The organism is Halorussus salilacus, from assembly GCF_024138125.1.
GTDB lineage: Archaea > Halobacteriota > Halobacteria > Halobacteriales > Haladaptataceae > Halorussus > Halorussus salilacus.
On the sequence record NZ_CP099993.1, the window covers coordinates 456,345 to 471,843 of the forward strand.

Annotated in this window: 17 protein-coding genes; 9 read left to right on the top strand and 8 right to left on the bottom strand. The window is 67.3% G+C overall.

The window, feature by feature from the left end:
* Positions 1 to 76: 76 nt before the first annotated feature.
* From NGM10_RS02290 to NGM10_RS02310, 5 genes are all read left to right on the top strand, one after another.
* Complete coding sequence (locus NGM10_RS02290) at positions 77 to 706, top strand: hypothetical protein (protein WP_253481375.1); 630 nt, start codon at positions 77 to 79, stop codon at positions 704 to 706.
* 146 nt (positions 707 to 852) lie between these two features.
* Positions 853 to 2,136, top strand: a complete 1,284-nt coding sequence (locus NGM10_RS02295) for an ABC transporter substrate-binding protein (RefSeq protein ID WP_253481376.1) — start codon at positions 853 to 855, stop codon at positions 2,134 to 2,136.
* Positions 2,137 to 2,167: 31 nt separating this feature from the next.
* Positions 2,168 to 3,130, top strand: coding sequence for a carbohydrate ABC transporter permease (locus NGM10_RS02300; RefSeq protein WP_253481377.1), 963 nt, complete (start codon positions 2,168 to 2,170; stop codon positions 3,128 to 3,130).
* On the top strand, positions 3,127 to 4,047 hold the full coding sequence (locus tag NGM10_RS02305) for a carbohydrate ABC transporter permease (RefSeq protein ID WP_253481379.1): 921 nt from the start codon (positions 3,127 to 3,129) through the stop codon (positions 4,045 to 4,047). Before NGM10_RS02300 ends, NGM10_RS02305 begins: the two co-directional genes overlap by 4 nt.
* A 47-nt stretch (positions 4,048 to 4,094) precedes the next feature.
* Complete coding sequence (locus NGM10_RS02310) at positions 4,095 to 5,288, top strand: ABC transporter ATP-binding protein (RefSeq protein WP_253481382.1); 1,194 nt, start codon at positions 4,095 to 4,097, stop codon at positions 5,286 to 5,288.
* Here NGM10_RS02310 and NGM10_RS02315 read toward each other — a convergent pair.
* From NGM10_RS02315 to NGM10_RS02335, 5 genes are all read right to left on the bottom strand, one after another.
* Positions 5,285 to 5,539: a BolA family protein gene (locus NGM10_RS02315; RefSeq protein ID WP_253481385.1), complete on the bottom strand. Its 255-nt coding sequence runs from the start codon at positions 5,537 to 5,539 to the stop codon at positions 5,285 to 5,287. The genes NGM10_RS02310 and NGM10_RS02315 overlap by 4 nt on opposite strands.
* Before the next feature lie 387 nt (positions 5,540 to 5,926).
* On the bottom strand, positions 5,927 to 6,211 hold the full coding sequence (locus tag NGM10_RS02320; RefSeq protein ID WP_253481388.1) for a hypothetical protein: 285 nt from the start codon (positions 6,209 to 6,211) through the stop codon (positions 5,927 to 5,929).
* Between the two features lie 380 nt (positions 6,212 to 6,591).
* Positions 6,592 to 7,575 carry a flap endonuclease-1 gene (gene fen / locus NGM10_RS02325; RefSeq protein WP_253481391.1) on the bottom strand — a complete coding sequence of 328 codons (984 nt, stop codon included), beginning with the start codon at positions 7,573 to 7,575 and terminating at the stop codon, positions 6,592 to 6,594.
* 326 nt (positions 7,576 to 7,901) lie between these two features.
* Positions 7,902 to 9,449 carry an FAD-dependent oxidoreductase gene (locus NGM10_RS02330; RefSeq protein WP_253481393.1) on the bottom strand — a complete coding sequence of 516 codons (1,548 nt, stop codon included), beginning with the start codon at positions 9,447 to 9,449 and terminating at the stop codon, positions 7,902 to 7,904.
* A gap of 342 nt (positions 9,450 to 9,791) precedes the next feature.
* On the bottom strand, positions 9,792 to 10,346 hold the full coding sequence (locus NGM10_RS02335) for a GNAT family N-acetyltransferase (RefSeq protein WP_253481396.1): 555 nt from the start codon (positions 10,344 to 10,346) through the stop codon (positions 9,792 to 9,794).
* An 85-nt stretch (positions 10,347 to 10,431) separates the two neighbouring features.
* On the opposite strand from NGM10_RS02335, the gene NGM10_RS02340 reads away from it, so the two are divergent.
* From NGM10_RS02340 to NGM10_RS02355, 4 genes are all read left to right on the top strand, one after another.
* Entirely contained in the window at positions 10,432 to 11,016 is a 585-nt protein-coding gene (locus NGM10_RS02340; RefSeq protein WP_253481398.1) for a class I SAM-dependent methyltransferase, read from the top strand.
* 23 nt (positions 11,017 to 11,039) lie between these two features.
* The gene (locus NGM10_RS02345) at positions 11,040 to 11,459 is read left to right on the top strand and encodes a DUF3054 domain-containing protein (protein WP_253481401.1); all 420 of its coding nucleotides are present in this window, start codon (positions 11,040 to 11,042) and stop codon (positions 11,457 to 11,459) included.
* 474 nt (positions 11,460 to 11,933) lie between these two features.
* A complete protein-coding gene (locus NGM10_RS02350) occupies positions 11,934 to 12,167 on the top strand; it encodes a DUF8015 family protein (RefSeq protein ID WP_253481404.1) in 234 nt (77 codons plus the stop codon).
* Positions 12,168 to 12,275: 108 nt separating this feature from the next.
* Positions 12,276 to 13,274, top strand: a complete 999-nt coding sequence (locus NGM10_RS02355) for an ornithine cyclodeaminase family protein (RefSeq protein ID WP_253481406.1) — start codon at positions 12,276 to 12,278, stop codon at positions 13,272 to 13,274.
* Between the two features lie 303 nt (positions 13,275 to 13,577).
* On the opposite strand, the gene NGM10_RS02360 is transcribed toward NGM10_RS02355, so the two are convergent.
* The 3 genes from NGM10_RS02360 to NGM10_RS02370 all read right to left on the bottom strand — a co-directional run bounded on the left by NGM10_RS02360 (position 13,578) and on the right by NGM10_RS02370 (position 15,369).
* Positions 13,578 to 13,985: an HVO_A0114 family putative DNA-binding protein gene (locus tag NGM10_RS02360; RefSeq protein ID WP_253481409.1), complete on the bottom strand. Its 408-nt coding sequence runs from the start codon at positions 13,983 to 13,985 to the stop codon at positions 13,578 to 13,580.
* 9 nt (positions 13,986 to 13,994) lie between these two features.
* Positions 13,995 to 14,291, bottom strand: coding sequence for a toxin-antitoxin system TumE family protein (locus NGM10_RS02365; RefSeq protein WP_253481412.1), 297 nt, complete (start codon positions 14,289 to 14,291; stop codon positions 13,995 to 13,997).
* A 79-nt stretch (positions 14,292 to 14,370) separates the two neighbouring features.
* Positions 14,371 to 15,369, bottom strand: a complete 999-nt coding sequence (locus tag NGM10_RS02370; RefSeq protein WP_253481415.1) for a presenilin family intramembrane aspartyl protease PSH — start codon at positions 15,367 to 15,369, stop codon at positions 14,371 to 14,373.
* Positions 15,370 to 15,499 lie beyond the last annotated feature (130 nt).

Sequence of the window (15,499 nt, forward strand, 5' to 3'; positions counted from 1 at the left end):
TCCGTCGGCGACCAAGGAGATTAATTCATATTATCTAGATAAAATTTAAACATCTATAGGGGTTACAAAACCATGCATGTCAGAAGAGAACACGCTCAATCGGCGAAACGTCCTCAAGCAACTCGGCGGCGCGGCCGCGGGGAGCCTCGCCATCGCGTCGTCGGGCGTCGCGTCGGCCGAGAAACCGGACCTCGAAGAACGGTACGCCGGTCGGGCGAGCCTCCGCGAGGCGTTCCGCGACCACGCCGCCGACCTGCCCGCCGCCCTCGCCGACGCAGGCGTGGTGTCCGAGGAGTTCGACTTCGAGCAGGTCGACTTCGCGGTGGACCCGGACGCGACCAAGGTCCGGCCGACCGACGCCGACGGCCGCGCGGGCGTGACCGTCGTGGCGGCCTCGGGCCCTCGGTCGGCGCTCGGGATGATATCGACCAGCACCGACGACCACGACATCTCGCTGTACGTCCAGCCCCAGCGCGAGGAGAGTTACGCGTTCGTCGAACCGAAAGACGACGGTGACCGCTTCGTCGTGACCGACGACGGCGACGAGGTCACGACTCTCGAATGCACGTACAAGAGTTGTTCGTGCGAACGGTGTTACAACCCCGACGGCGTCATGTACTACTACGAGGAAGAGTACCGATGTAACACCGACTGTACGGACTGCTTCGTCGAGGGGACCGAGTGTATCTGCACCTCGTGCTCGTAGCGAGGACGGCGACTCCTCGAACGACCTTCGCGACTCGCGACCGTCCCTTCGTTCGAGGGACGACACTGGCGACCGAGCGCCGACCGACTATATCATAGAAAACCATTAAGTAACAGGTCGTTGAGTGTCGGACGAGGGTTCGAAAAATGACGGGAGGGGGGAGCTTCGACGGTATCGACAGGCGAACGTACATCAAGTGTGCTGCGCTCTTGGGGGGCGCTGGCGCGGCGTCGCTCTCGGGCTACACTCAGCAGGAGTGGGAGAACACGCTCGAACTGATGCACGGGTGGACCGGCGGCGACGGGGCCGAGGCGGTCGACGCGCTCGAATCGGCGTTCGAGGAGGAGTATCCCGACATGGACACCGACTTCCGGGCCATCGGCGGGACCGGAAACGTGAACCTCGACCAAGCGGTCGCACAGCGACTCCGGGACGGGGAACCGCCGAGCCTGTTCGCGGGGTGGCCGGGACCGAACCTCCAGCAGTACGAGGGCGTGCTGGGGGACATCGAGGCCGACGTGTGGGACGAGGCCGGACTCAAGGACGCCCACGCCGGGGAGGTGGTCGAGGCCTGCCAGTTCGGCGACGGCTTCTCGGCCGTCCCCATCGGCTCCCACCGGATGAACGACCTCTTCTACAACGTCGAGGTCGTCGAGGAGGCGGGGGTCGACCCACAGGACATCGACAGCTTCGACGCGTGGGTCGACGCGCTCGACGCGGTCGCCAGCGAGACCGACGCGGTGCCGTACGCCAACTCGCTGTCGACGTGGACCGTCCTCCAGTTCTGGGCGGTCAACATGCTGGGGACTCAGGGCTTCGACGCCTACATGAACTTCATCGAGGGCGAGGGCGACGAGGAGGCCGTCCGGGCGGCCTTCGAGAACGCCGAGACGGTCCTCTCGGAGTACCTCAACGACGACGCCCCGGAGATCGACTTCACCGAGGCCAACCAGCGCATCATGTCGGGGGACGCCGCGTTCATCCACCAGGGCAACTGGGCGGCCGGGGCGTACGTGACCGAGGACCTGACCTTCGGCGAGGACTGGGACCGAATCCAGTACCCCGGCACCGAGGAGATGTACGGCTTTCATCTCGACTCGTTCATCTACCCCGGCAACCAGCTCGACAATCCGAGTCCCGAGGAGTCGAAGGCGTTCCTCCGGTTCGCCGGGGGGCAAGACGCGCAGGTGGCGTTCAATCAGTACAAGGGGTCGATTCCGACCCGCGAGGTGCCGACCGACGCGTTCAGCCCGTACCTGACCGAGACCATCGAGGACTTCGCGGAGGCCGAACAGCGACCGCCCACGCTAGCTCACGGGCTCGCGGTGACCCAGGACGTACAGTCGGACCTCGAAGACGCGCTCGCCGACACCTTCGTCGACCCGTACGACGTGGACGCCGCCACGCAACGGTTCATGGAGATCGTGTAGCCGGTCCATCCGCCTTCGCTTTCGACAGGCCATGAGCGACGAACTGGAGTCGACGGTCGACCGCCGCCGCGAGCGAGACGTCGAGAGCGACGTCGCCACCGAGCGGTCGGCTCTGCGGCGCGTTCTGGACCGCGACGTGGTTCAGTCGGCACCGTTCTGGCTCCCGCCGTTCCTGCTGATGGGCTTCTTCATCTACGCCGCCATCGGCTGGAACTTCGTCATCTCGCTCACCGACTACTCAGGGTTCGGGGCCATCGAGTACCGGCCCATGAACTTCGAGAACTACCGGGCGATGCTCGACGACCCGGCGATGTGGACGGCGACCCGCAACACCTTCGCGCTGTTGGTCGGGTTCACGCTGATCTGTCTGGTCGTGGGTCTCGCGCTCGCGGTCCTGCTCGACCGCGAGGTGCGGTTCGGGCGGGCGTTCCGGACCATCTACCTCCTGCCGATGAGCCTGTCGTTCATCGTGACCGCGCAGTTCTGGATGTGGATGTACAACTTCGACTTCGGCATCGTGAACCGGGTGGTGGGGCTGGTCGGACTGGGTCCCTACAGTTGGCTCGGGAGCCCGCGGCTGGTGCTGGGGTCGGTGATATTCGCGCTCGTCTGGCAGTTCAGCGGCTACACGATGGTCGTCTACCTCGCCGCCCTGCGGGCGATTCCACGCGACCAGTACGAGGCCGCGAGGGTCGACGGCGCGAGCACGCTCCGGATGTACTGGCGCGTGATACTCCCGCAACTCAAGCCCGCGATGGTGAGCGCGTCGGTCGTGCTGGTGCTGTTCGCGCTCAAGGCGTTCGACTTCCTCTACGCCATCTGGGGGTATCGCCCGCGGCGCGGGGCCGACATCCTCGCGACCAAGATGGTGCGGGAGGCATTCAACAAGCAGGACTGGTCGTACGCCGCCGCCATCGCCATCCTGCTGTTCGCGCTGTCGCTTTCGGTCATCGCGCCGTACCTCTACCAACAGCACAAACAGGGGAACCTATGAGCGGGGAATCGGAGGAAAGTGGCCGGTCGATACGGCACCTCGCGACGGACGCACGCGTCCGTCGCGTCGCGCTGTACGCGACCACGCTGGCGCTGGTCGCGTTCTACCTGACGCCCATCGAGACCGGCGTCGTGACCTCGCTCAAGACCAGCGAGGCGGTCCGGAACACCCAACCGTTCCTCCCGCCCGGCCCCGGCGGCTTCACGCTGGGGAAGTGGGCGTTCGCGTTCGACGCGCTCTCTCACGGGATGGTCAACAGCATGCTGTTCACGATTCCCTCGACGCTCCTCTGTGCGGTCTTCGGGAGCATGGCGGCCTACGGGCTCACCCTCGTGGACTGGCGGGGGCAGGTGGCGGTGCTGGCGCTGTTCATCGCGGGCATCTTCATCCCGTATCAGGCGGTCATCATCCCGCTGTCGGAGTTCTGGTCGATATGGGTCGACCTCGACGAGCGACTCGCGTTCCTGTGGGCGCTACCCCTGCTCGAACCCCACTACGCGACGCTACTCGAACTCGTAATCACTCACACCGCCTACGGCATCCCCATCTGCACGGTCCTGTTCCGGGCCCAGTACCAGACGATGTCGTGGGAGATGATAGAGGCCGCCCGCCTCGACGGGGCGTCGCTGTGGCGGGTGTACCGGCGCATCGTCCTGCCGCTGTCGGTGCCGATGTTCGCGGTCGTGTTCATCTTCCAGTTCACCCAGATATGGAACGAGTTCCTGTTCTCGCTCACCATCATCCGGAGCGTCAGCGACCCCGCCGCGTCGGTCACGCTGATACTCTCGGGGCTGGGCGAGGCCCTCGAAGGGGTCGACTTCCCCCTCCGGATGGCGGGCGCGTTCGTCTCGGCGCTGCCCACGCTCGTCGTCTACGTCCTGTTCAGCGACCAGTTCGCGGAGGGGGTGAGGGTGTGACCCGCCCGCGAGCGCTCTCAATCGTCCAGATCGACCCGAGGTAACACATGGCAAAGACAGAACTCGACCACGTAACGAAGGTGTACACGGAGACTGACGGCTCGGAGGTCGTCGCGGTCGACGACCTGTCGCTCGCCATCGACGACGGCGAGTTCCTCGTCCTCGTCGGGCCGTCGGGGTGCGGAAAGTCGACGACACTGCGGATGATCGCCGGACTCGAATCGGTCACCGACGGCGAGATTCGGCTCGGCGGCCGGGTGATAAACGACGTTCCGGCGAGGGACCGCGACATCGCGATGGTGTTCCAGTCGTACGCGCTCTACCCCCACATGACGGTGCGGGAGAATATGGCGTTCGGACTGGAGGAGTCGACCGAGCTCCCCGACGACGAGATAGCCGACCGCGTCGAGCGGACCGCCGAGATGATGAACATCGCCGACCTGCTCGACCGGACTCCAGGCGACCTCTCGGGCGGCCAGCAACAGCGGGTCGCGCTCGGGCGGGCCATCGTCCGGGACCCCGCGGTCTTCCTGCTCGACGAACCCCTCTCGAATCTCGACGCAAAGCTCCGCGCCCAGATGCGGACCGAACTCCAGCGCCTCCAGGAGGACCTCGACACCACGACCATCTACGTCACCCACGACCAGACCGAGGCGATGACGATGGGCGACCGCATCGCCATCCTCGACGGCGGGGTCCTCCAGCAGGTCGGCACGCCACTGGAGTGCTACCACGAGCCCGCGAACCTGTTCGTGGCGGGGTTCGTCGGCGAACCGTCGATGAACTTCTTCGACGTGGACCTGCGCGATGGGACCCTCGTCGGCGAGCACTTCGAGTACCCCCTCTCGGAGGCGGTCCGGGCCGACGTGGCGGGCCACGACCGACTCGTCCTCGGGATTCGTCCGGAGGACGTGGAACTCCTCGGGGACGCCGAGACAGCCCACGACTTCCCGGCGACCGTCGACGTGGTCGAACCGATGGGCGACGAGAATCAGGTCCACCTCGCCCTCCGCGGCGGGGTCGAGACGGGAGCGGAGGCGGGAGACGAGTCCGCGCAGGTGACCGACTCCGAGCAGGCGTCGCTCGTGGCGACCGTCTCGGGGATGCGTCGGGTCGCGGCCGGGCGGGACGCCGTCGTCCGGATTCCTGAGGACGCGGTCCACCTCTTCGACCGCGAGACGGGCGAGGCGCTCCGCAACCGGGAACTGGAGAGCGTCGAGGCGGCGAGTCCGAACCTCTAGGCGTCGGTCCCGGCGTGCTCCTCGGGCGTGTAGGTCTTCAGCTCCAGCGCGTGGATGTCGGTCGTCATGTGCTCGCCCAGCGCGTCGTACACCAGCTCGTGCTGGGCGACGAGGGGTTCGCCCTCGAACGCTGGCGAGACCACGGTGGCCGCGAGGTGGTCCTCGTCGTCGACCCCCCGCGGGTGGGTGACCGTGGCTTCGGCGTCGTCGAGATTCTCCTCGATGAGTCGCTTCACGTCGTCGGCGTTCATGGTTCTACGTACTGGTAGGGAGTCCGGGATGAAATGGGTATGGATGCCGGTGGGCGAATACAGCAGACTTCGGGAGAGTAGTGGTGACTTCGAAAGCCCCCGCCCGCTCGCTACGAACCGTCTGCGAAGACTCCACGACGAACGCCCCGAAAGCCCCCACCCGCTCGCTCTACGTCCGGACCACGAACGCATTCGGACCGGTGAAGACTTCGGAAGCCCCCGCCCGCTCGCGGTCGCTGGCCGACATATCCGCGCAAACCGCGCGCGGATAGGGGTCGGCCAGACGACCAAGCGATGCGCGAGCGGGCGGCCCCTTTCAGTCCCACCCCGTCGAACGGTCCACCGGGCGCTTCGCGGTGGACTGCGGAAATCCGAGAAATTGCGTCGTCAGGTTCCTGTTCGCGTAATCCCGTCGAGTCGCCCCACCGTCTCGGCGTCGGGGTCTTCGTCGCCCTCGACGCGCTCGACCGGCGGGTCGCGGTAGTCGGTGTAGACGTTCAGCGCGAAGTCGTCGGTCTGGACCGTGAACTGCTCGACGTCGCCGTCCGGTCGCCAGACGCGCGTCACCTCGCCCTCCGCGCGCTTTCCGGTTCCGGGGCTTCCCTTCGGCGACCATTCGAGTTCGACCCTCGTTCCCTCTTCGAGGTCGTTCGGCTGGAGTTGGTCGGCCATCACGCGTGAGAAGTGGGTCCGCGAACGTGAGGGTGGCGGCCGTCTCTGTCGAGGCTTCCGATTTCACTAATCGGCGCGCTGGGGCGACGCCGTGGTCACGCGAGCGAAGCGAGTGTGACCTCGGAAGACGCGGTTTGTCTTCCGGTGGTTTGGCGTCGCGCCCATGCGCGCGAGGGATGAGTATCGCAGGGCACGAACGGAGTGAGTGCCTGAGAAACGCAGTCGGTTGGGGAGGCGTGAGGCCCGCGGTGCTGTCGCGGTGGGGTCGGCTCGGACCGAAAGCCCTCGACCGCGAGCGGTCGAGGGCTTTCGATGGCTTTCGAGGACAACACTGCGCTACCAACTGGGGCTCCGAATCCGAGGAGGTTCCGCCACCACCGTCAGGTCCACTGGTCGAGTCCGGTCTGAACCACCGACTCCTCGATGCGCTCGAACCCGCGCTCGACCTCCGACTCGTGGACGCTCCACTCGCCGACCACGTACTCGCGGGCGGCCTCGATGTCGGGGTCCATCTCGGCGTCGAACTCGACCTCGTCGCTGACGGTGGGATTCAAGAAGAGGTCTCGAATCACGTCCACGTCCTTCTCGATGCTCGCGCCCCGCGATTCGAGGACGCCCCAGATGTCGCCGTGCTCTTTGACCTCCTTCAGGGCGGTCTTCGGGCCGACTCCGGGGACGCCTTCGTTGAAGTCGGTGCCACAGAGGATGCCGATATCGACCAACTGCTCCCACGTCACGCCGTGCTCGTCGAGGGTGGCCTCGAAGTCCATGAGTTCGGGGTCGCCCTTGCTCGTGAGCTGGCGCAGCGTCAGGGGTGCCCCGAGCAGGAGGGCGTCGTAGTCCTCGGTCCCGCAGTAGTCGACCGCGCCGGTGCGGTTCATGTGGGCGGCCTGGGCCTCGCCCTCCGCGGGGGCCTCGATGGTGGGCACGTCGAGCAGGTCGAGCAGCTCGCGGGTCGTCCGCTGGATGGTGTCGGTGAGCCGCTGGGTGTGGGCTTCGAGGCGCGCGATCTCGATGGCGTCGCCCTCCTCGCGGGCTTCTTCGAGCTTTTCCTCGCGCTTCTCGCGCTCCTCGCGGCGCTGTTCGAGCTCGGCGGCCTTGTGGTCGGTGACCGCGCCGTCGAACACGAACACGGGCGTGAGGTCGTTCTCGAAGAACTTCGGCAGGCCCTGCACGATGCCGACGAGGTTGGCGACCTCGGTGCCGTCGTCGGTGGTGTATATCTCGTCGCTGGTCCACTTGACGGTCGTCGTGAGGTACTTGTAGAGCCAGTTGTGGGCGTCTACCGCGACGGTGTCGCCGTCGAGTTCGTCGAAGGCGACCTCCGAGATGACCGCGAGTTGGCGCAGGTCGGTGTTTCCCATTGCGTGGGAGTAGGGGGCGTGAGGGTTTGAAAGCTACTGGTCTCGGGTGAAGCAGGATTTCTAAGTATCGTAACGGACGGAGAACGGCCCTTTCGCGTGACGCCGAGCTGTCGATTCGAGCAGGAGCTAGCGACTCCCGGTACCGATGAGGACCGCACAGCACCGCAACCGCGACCGCAGGCCACACCCTCCCCAGCCGACTCCTTCGTTCGCGCCTTCGGCGCTTCACTCAGTCATCCCTCGCGCGCTGAAGGCGCGGCCTCAAACAGCGAGGCCGCGCCAGCGCGCGCCGGTCGTCGGAAGTCGAATTGGCGAAATCCGTCGCCTCACTCCCCGCGCTTCGAAAGGTCCTCGACCGCCGGGCCGTCCAGCACCTCGCCGTCCACCGAAAATCGAGAGCCGTGGCAGGGGCAGTCCCACGACTCCTCGCCGTCGTTCCACCGGACGAGACACTTCATGTGGGTGCAGACCGCCGAGACGGCGTGAATCTCGCCCTCGTCGTCCCGGGAGACCGCGAGCGGCTTGCCGCCGCGCCGGACCACCTTCCCCTCGCCGGGCGCGAGGTCGCCCGCGTCGCCGCCAGCGAGCGCGGCCGCGCCCCAGTCGCGGGCGAACTGCGCCCCGGCGTCGACGTTCTCGGCGACGAGGTCCTTGCCCGACGCGCCGGGGTCGAGACGCTCGGGGTCGAATGTCTCGGCCCACGGCGTCGACCCGCCGCGAGCGAGCGCCGCGAGCAGGGTCCCCGCGGCGGTGCCGTTGGTCATTCCCCACCCGCCGAACCCGGTGGCTCCGTAGACGTTCTCGTAGCCGGGACCGAGTCGCCCGACGAACGGAACCTTGTCGGCCGAGACGTAGTCCTGCGTGGACCACCGGTACTCGACCGACTCCACGTCGAAGCGCTCGCGGGCCTGCGATTCGAGTTTCCGATAACGCTCGGCGGTCGAACCGCCCTGTCCGGTCTTGTGGTTCTGGCCGCCGACGAGCGTCAGGGTGCCGTCGTCGGTCGGATGCGGTCGGACCGAGAAGTAGGGTTCGGCGTCCCGGTAGAACATCCCCCGGGGCGGCTCCTCGGCGAGCCGGACCGCGAGCACGTACGACCGCTTGGGGTGCTGGCGCGCGAAGTAGAACGCGGGGTCCTCGATGGGGAAGTGGGTCGCCACGAGGACGTTCTCGGCGGTCACGGTCCCGCGCTCGGTCTCGACCTCGCAGGGCGATTCACTCCCCCTCACGCCCGAGTCGCCGTCCTCGACGCCCGTGACCCTCGTCTCCTCGAAGACGTGCGAGCCCGCCTCGGGAATCGCCTCGACGAGGTCCAGCAGGTACTTCCGAGGGTGGAACTGAGCCTGGTCGTCGAACCGCACCGCGCACGGCGACTCCGCGGGGAACGGCGGGTCCTCGACGTACGACGCCGGGAGGTCGAGCGCCTCCGCGGCGGCGGTCTCGCGCTTTATCGCCCGGCGCTGGTCCTCGTCGGCGGCGTAGGTGTAGGCCGGAAGTCGCTCGAAGTCGCAGTCGATGTCGTACTCCTCGACCCTGCGCGCGACCGTCTCGACGGCCGCCGAGTTGGCCTCGGCGTACCCCCGCGCTCGTTCGCGGCCGTGCTTGCGAAGCAGTTCGTCGTACACGAGCCCGTGCTGGGCGGTGATTTTCGCGGTCGTCTTGCCCGTCACGCCCTCGACCACCCGGTCGGCTTCGAGGAGCGCGACCTCCCGTCCCGCTTCCGCGCAATCGAGCGCCGCGGTCACCCCCACGATGCCGCCCCCGACCACCGCGGTGTCTACCCGAAGGTCGCCGTCCAGCGCCGGGAAGTCGGTCCGCGGCGTGGTGTCGGTCCACAGCGATTCGTGTCGGCCCGGTAGCTCCCCTTGGCTCATTTCAGAAACCCCCAGAATCTGGATTCGGTTCGACCGGACCGGCCTTATTGGCACCGGCCGCGATGTGGAGATAGCTCGACTTCGGACTGCGGAAACGGTGTCGATAGTCCGGATTCGAAAGCCCCGGCACGCTCGCGGTCGCTCTGCGGGATATTCGCGCCTCACCGCAACGCACCGCATCGGCGCGAATAGTCGCCCGCAGAGACGACCACGGGCCGAAGGCCCGCGAGCGCGCCGCCCCTTTCATTCCCGCGAGCGAAGCGAGTGGGAAGTCGAAAGACAAGCGAAGCGCAGTTTTTCGGGAGTCCCGCCCGCGTGGACGGGTCGGTTCGGACTCGTGGATTACTCCGGCACAGAAATCACGTCCGGCGGTCCCTCGCCCGCCTTCGCCTCCAGAAATTCCCGCTCCTCGGGAGCGAGGTCGTCGCGCTCGCGGTAGGCGTCGAGTCCCGCTTGATACGACTCGCGCGCCCGGTCGCCCGGGCGCGCGAGGACCAACTCCGCGAGGCCGGTCCGCTCGCCGGTGTAGCCGAACCCGGCCTTGTGGAGCGCGTGGTACGCGAAGGGGTTGTTGACCGCGATCTGCACGCGGTCGTAGCCCCGGGCTTCGAGGCGGTCGCTGGCGAACGCCGCGAGTCGCGCGCCGACGCCCTCGCCGCGGCGGTCGTCGCGGACGGTGACGTACCGCAACCACGCCGTCCCGGGGTCGGTCCGGTCCTCGTTGAACGCGACGGCGGCGACGAGGTCGTCGCCGCCGTCGCGACCCGGTCCCGCGTCGTTCCGGGCCACCGCCTTCCCGGTGTTCGACATCACGAACTTCCCGGCGTAGCTGAATTCCCGGTGGTCGAGTCGGAGTTGGGGCCCCTCGTCGGGCCACCCGACCAGCGCGTACTCCATGCGTCGGCTTGGGGCCGCCGCGACAACTGTGCTTCGCCGTGGACCGGCCTGCGCCTTTTTGGAGGTCCGGGTCGTCACTCATCGCATGACCCACGCCGTGGGCGACACCGCCTTCTTCGACCGCCTCGCGCGGCGCTACGACTGGTTCGTGCCGACGCCCGACGCCGCCGAGATTCGGGCGGGACTCGACCTCGCCGACCGCGAAATCGAGCGGGTGCTGGACGTCGGCGGCGGCACCGGCAGGGGCGCGGGCGCGGTCGAGGACGCCGAGCGAATCGTGGTCGACGCCGCGCCGGGGATGGCCCGCGAGGCCCGCCGGAAGGGGTTCGAGGCCGTGCTGGCCGACGCCGCCCGCCTGCCCTTCGACGCCGACAGCGTCGATGCCGTCCTCGTCGTCGACGCGCTCCACCACTTCGGCGACCCCGAGTCGGCCCTGCGGGAGGCGGCCCGCGTCCTCCGACCCGGCGGCGTGCTGGTGGTCCGCGAAATCGACCCGACAACCCTCGTGGGCCGCCTGATCGCGGGCGGCGAGCACCTCTGGGGGTTCGACTCGCGCTTCTTCGCGCCCGACGACCTCGCCGAGCGCGTCGGCGAGGCGGGCCTCGAAGCGCGGTACCGCACGCAGGGGTTCCAGTACACCGTCGCCGGGCGCGCACCGCGGGAATCATAACGACCCGACCCCAAGCCCGAGACATGAGCAACGCCGTCGGAACGCTGGTCCGCCCGCAACTCGACCGCTCGACGGGGACCCTCGGTCTCGCGCTCGGCGACCTGGTGGTGCTGGCCGGGTTCCTCACGCTCGGGTCGATGAATCACGGTGTCGACCCCGCCACGATGACGGGCCGAGTCGCCGGGACCGTCGCACCGTTCCTGATCGGGTGGGTCGTCGCCGCGCCGCTGGTGGGGGCGTACGCGCCCGACGCGACTCGGACGGTCGGGACCGCGGCCGTGCGGGCGTCGCTCGCGTGGATTCCGGCCGCGGCCATCGGTCTCGCGCTCCGCTCGACCGACTTCTTCCACGGGGGTTCGCCGTGGACGTTCGCGCTCGTCGTGACCGGCGTCGGACTGGCGTCGTTCGTGGCGTGGCGGGCCGCGGCCGCGGTCCTCCGGTGAGCCGACCCGGGCTACGTCGGGTCGCGACCGTCCACCGGCCCGCCATCCCGACTGCATCTCGGGAGCGGCGAGCGCGCTCGCCGCTCCCGAGAGCGCCGCGAGCGTGAGACAGGACGAGGGCAGGTCGTTGGGCTCCGCGTTCGCGGCCGATGGCGTGGGACCGACCAGTGGATGGCGCGATTCTGGGACCGCCCCGACCTGATAGCTCGTCGCATAGTCGTCGATAGCTGACCGGAAGCCGGGGCGAGGAGCCTCCCGAACGACCCCGGATTCGGAATAACTGGCGAGAATACTAAAACGCGTCTGAGACGCCCGGGAGCACTAATTACCGCGGTTGTACCTCTGGAAATAGTTCGGTGGCATATCCATAAGTTATGAGAATCCAACGGAGCACGTACTATTCGCCTATCGAAAACTCCCATCTCAGGTATGGGGAAGAATTATATACCCATGCCGCATAGAATGTAATGGATTATGACTGGGTACTACGACATCATCCTTGGCCTCATTCCGCTTTCGCTGATAGGTATCACCGCCGTGCTGAGCGCAGCCGGTATCTCGCTGACCGCGGCAGTTCCCTTCGCTGCGACGGTACCGGTCGCGCTCATCGGGCACGCGCTGTTCGTCAACGGTCCGGTCGACGACATCACCTCGACCCAGTCCACTCAGTCGTCGGCCGACTCGCCTTCCTTCGAACCCGCCGACTGAACGGGTTTCCTCTGCGCTCTCTCCGCCGCTTTCTCCACCCCGCTTTCTCCACCCCACTTTCTCTCCGCCGCCTCAACGGTTTTGAGGCTGGACTGTGTTGTCCCGCCCATGACCGACACCCTGTTCCTGACGAGCGAGGAGGTTTCCGGACTCGCGACGCCCGCCGAGTACGTCGAGGCGGTCAATGAGGGCTACCGCCAGCGCGGCGAGGGCGCGCCCGCCCACCCCCGGACGAAGCTCACGAACTCCGAGCCGCCGGGAATGCTGACGGGCTACTCGGCCGTGCTCCCCGAGACCGGCGCGATGGGCGGCTACATGTACTCCGCGGGATTCGGCGCGGAGGACGCGTGGTTCGTGACGCCGGTCTTCGACGCCGAGACCGGCGAACCCCTCGCGCTGTTGGACGGCGCGAGCATGAACCCCTTCAAGACCGGGGCAGCGGGCGCGGTCGGCGTCGACGCCCTCGCGCGCGAGGACTCCAGGACGCTCGGTCTCGTCGGGAGCGGGTCGCAGGCCCGCGGGCAACTCCGCGCCGCGGCGACCGTCCGGGACTTCGAGAGCGTCTGGGTGTACTCCCCGACCAAGGAGTCCCGCGAGTCGTTCGCCGCCGAGATGAACGAGCAGTTGGACGCCTCGGTCGCGGCGGTCGCGTCCAGCGCGGCCGCGGTCGAGGAGGCCGACGTGGTGATCACCGCCACGACCGCGAGCGAACCGGTCTTCGACGGCGACCTGCTCGCGGAGGGCACCCACGTCACCGCGATGGGCCAGTACCACCCCAACAAGCGCGAACTCGACGCGACCACCATCGAGCGCGCCACGTACGTCCCGGACCTCCGCGAGCGCGTCACGCAGGACGCCGGAGCCTTCATCGCGGCGGTCGAGGAGGGCGTCGTCTCCGAGGACCACGTCCACGCCGAACTCGGCGATGTGGTCGCCGGAAACGCGCCGGGCAGGGAGTCCGAGGAGGACATCACGGTGTTCGACTCGGGCGGGACCGCCATCGAGACGGTCGCCGCCGCCCACATGCTCTACGAGAAGGCCCGCGAGGAGGGCCTCGGTTCCGAAATCTCGTTCGCACCAGCGAGCGAGGCGCTCACGGGGCGATAAGTCGGCCGTAGGTCGCGCGCCGACGAGCGCCGCTGGCGCTCGTCGGCGCGAGAACGGTGGAGAAACGAGTGGTTCGGAACCGATTCAGGCGGCGAGCAACATCGCGGCGATGAAGTTCGAACTGGTTCCGGCCTTGGTTTCGTTCTGCTTTCGCTCTACGTCGGTCATGTTTCGGGGGTGCTCCCAGTTCACACCTATACTAAATATTTACTCGGACTTGAGTATGTTGGTTCGGTAACGGATTGCGAGAGGCTCGCAAATCAGTCGTGATGGCATATCACGGGGGTTCGCCGGAGAACCGGGCTACGCCGACGCGGTATCGGTCTCGGCCGAATCCGAGGAGACCGGAATCTCGACCTCGATGTCGTCGAACTCCACGACGGGTCGCTTCGAGCGACCCGTCTCCTCGAACCGAATGACGTCGAGGTCGGCGAGTTCGGTGAGGTTCCGGTGGACCTCTTTGTAATCGAGGTCCACCATGTCGGCGACCTCGCGCATGCTCTGGGGGTCGCGTCGGGCGATAGTCCGGAGCAGTTCGAGAGTGGTCGGACGCACGATTCTGGCGAGGTCGGCCTCGTTGTGGAGGTTGAGGACGAGCATCTCGTCTGGCGATTCGCCTCGTTCGAGCGCGCGAACTCGCTCGCGCAGGTCGGCACGGGTCTCTTCGGTGGAGGCGATACGGACGTGAAGTGTGCGGTTTCGGTCGGACATGGTGTTGTGTCACCGGCGTTCTTCGACTTCCCGGACGAAGCGCTCCAACAGCGCGTCCATGCCGGGAAAGTCGATTTCTTCGGTTCGTTCGGTCTCGCCGTCTCCGACGTGTCGTTCGTGTCCCTTCGTCAGTTCGTGAGAGTTGTCGTACCGGAGTATCGTCTCTCCATCGGTCGTCCCGAAGTGAAGGCGGTACTTCCATCCGCAGGGGTACGTCTCGTCGTCGGTCTGCCGAACCGTCACCGACTCGACCGTTCCGTCGGGTCGCTTGTCGGTGTAGGTCAGCAGAACGTCTTCGCCTGCCATCCCACGAACGGATGGTCCCGCTCTGTCGTATAAACCTATGGGACTGGACCCATCAAAAAGCTACCGACGAGTCGGCTCCTCACAACCCCACCGCCTGCATCAGCGTCATCCCGCTCGCCAGCGCCCCCACGAGGTACCCGCCGATTGCGCCGCCGTTGAGCAGGGGAAGCCCCGCGTGCGCCCGGCCCTTCATCACCATCCAGATGAGCACGAGCAGTCCCGCGAGCGTGCCGACCATCGCGGTCAGCGCGGGGAGATTGAGCGCGATGCCCGACACGAGGGGGTCGGCGGGCGCGAAGAAGGCGGCGCTGGCGACCATCACCGAGGGCATCACCGCGTCGCCCAGACCGATGAAGAAGGCGTCGCGGTCGGTTATCTCGGGGCGCTCGGCCTCGGGGTGGGCGTCGTCGGCCGACTCGTCGGGCTCGTCGCCCTCGCTCTCGGCGCGTTCGTCGTCCTCTTCGTCGAGGAAGGAGAACGAGAGGGTCAGCGGGACCACGAGGATGACCGGAATCTTGAGGTCCATCACGCCGGACGCCAGCGTCAGCATGTGCTCGGTGCCGTAGACGCTGATGGCGTCGTAGACGGCGAGTACGCCGAGCAGGAGAATGGCCGGGAGCAGACCGAAGCTGATGCCGAACAGCCCGGCCGCGCCAGCCCCGATTATCACCCCCGCGCCGTCGATGACGTACCACTCGGGGTGGACCAGCAGGGCGAGCGAGACGGCCCCGGCGGCCCCGACCGCGAGGAGGTTGACGGGCGCACCCCCGACCGGGACGACCACCCACGGCGGCACGAGGACCGAGAAGACGTACCACGAGAGCAGGCCGCTGGTGAGGATGATGGCCGCTCGGAGCAACCACTGAACGTCGAGTTTGATTATCGCGAGCATCGCGGCTGTCAGCACCAGCACCGCGCCCACGTAGACGACGCTGTTCGTCGGGTCCGAGGGGTTCTCGACCTGCTGGTAGCCCGCTCGCTGGAAGGGTTCGACCAGCGCGAGCGCGCCGAGTTGGACCAGCAGGAACAGCGCGACGGTGAACCCGGCCGCCGCGAACACGCGCGTTCTGTCTTCCATGCCCGGAGCCTCACAGTCCTCGGCCTTTGGGGTTGCGGATTCGGCCGTCGGAGACGTGCATGCCCACTGGTAACGAGCGTTATGGGTCGGTAGTGGCGGGTGGAATCCGGGATATGCACGCCCTAACCCC

Coding starts and splice junctions, on each gene's coding strand:
- NGM10_RS02290 (WP_253481375.1), top strand. CDS start 77: ATGTCAGAAGAGAACACGCTCAATCGGCGAAACGTCCTCAAGCAACTC.
- NGM10_RS02295 (WP_253481376.1), top strand. CDS start 853: ATGACGGGAGGGGGGAGCTTCGACGGTATCGACAGGCGAACGTACATC.
- NGM10_RS02300 (WP_253481377.1), top strand. CDS start 2,168: ATGAGCGACGAACTGGAGTCGACGGTCGACCGCCGCCGCGAGCGAGAC.
- NGM10_RS02305 (WP_253481379.1), top strand. CDS start 3,127: ATGAGCGGGGAATCGGAGGAAAGTGGCCGGTCGATACGGCACCTCGCG.
- NGM10_RS02310 (WP_253481382.1), top strand. CDS start 4,095: ATGGCAAAGACAGAACTCGACCACGTAACGAAGGTGTACACGGAGACT.
- NGM10_RS02315 (WP_253481385.1), bottom strand. CDS start 5,539: ATGAACGCCGACGACGTGAAGCGACTCATCGAGGAGAATCTCGACGAC.
- NGM10_RS02320 (WP_253481388.1), bottom strand. CDS start 6,211: ATGGCCGACCAACTCCAGCCGAACGACCTCGAAGAGGGAACGAGGGTC.
- fen (WP_253481391.1), bottom strand. CDS start 7,575: ATGGGAAACACCGACCTGCGCCAACTCGCGGTCATCTCGGAGGTCGCC.
- NGM10_RS02330 (WP_253481393.1), bottom strand. CDS start 9,449: ATGAGCCAAGGGGAGCTACCGGGCCGACACGAATCGCTGTGGACCGAC.
- NGM10_RS02335 (WP_253481396.1), bottom strand. CDS start 10,346: ATGGAGTACGCGCTGGTCGGGTGGCCCGACGAGGGGCCCCAACTCCGA.
- NGM10_RS02340 (WP_253481398.1), top strand. CDS start 10,432: ATGACCCACGCCGTGGGCGACACCGCCTTCTTCGACCGCCTCGCGCGG.
- NGM10_RS02345 (WP_253481401.1), top strand. CDS start 11,040: ATGAGCAACGCCGTCGGAACGCTGGTCCGCCCGCAACTCGACCGCTCG.
- NGM10_RS02350 (WP_253481404.1), top strand. CDS start 11,934: ATGACTGGGTACTACGACATCATCCTTGGCCTCATTCCGCTTTCGCTG.
- NGM10_RS02355 (WP_253481406.1), top strand. CDS start 12,276: ATGACCGACACCCTGTTCCTGACGAGCGAGGAGGTTTCCGGACTCGCG.
- NGM10_RS02360 (WP_253481409.1), bottom strand. CDS start 13,985: ATGTCCGACCGAAACCGCACACTTCACGTCCGTATCGCCTCCACCGAA.
- NGM10_RS02365 (WP_253481412.1), bottom strand. CDS start 14,291: ATGGCAGGCGAAGACGTTCTGCTGACCTACACCGACAAGCGACCCGAC.
- NGM10_RS02370 (WP_253481415.1), bottom strand. CDS start 15,369: ATGGAAGACAGAACGCGCGTGTTCGCGGCGGCCGGGTTCACCGTCGCG.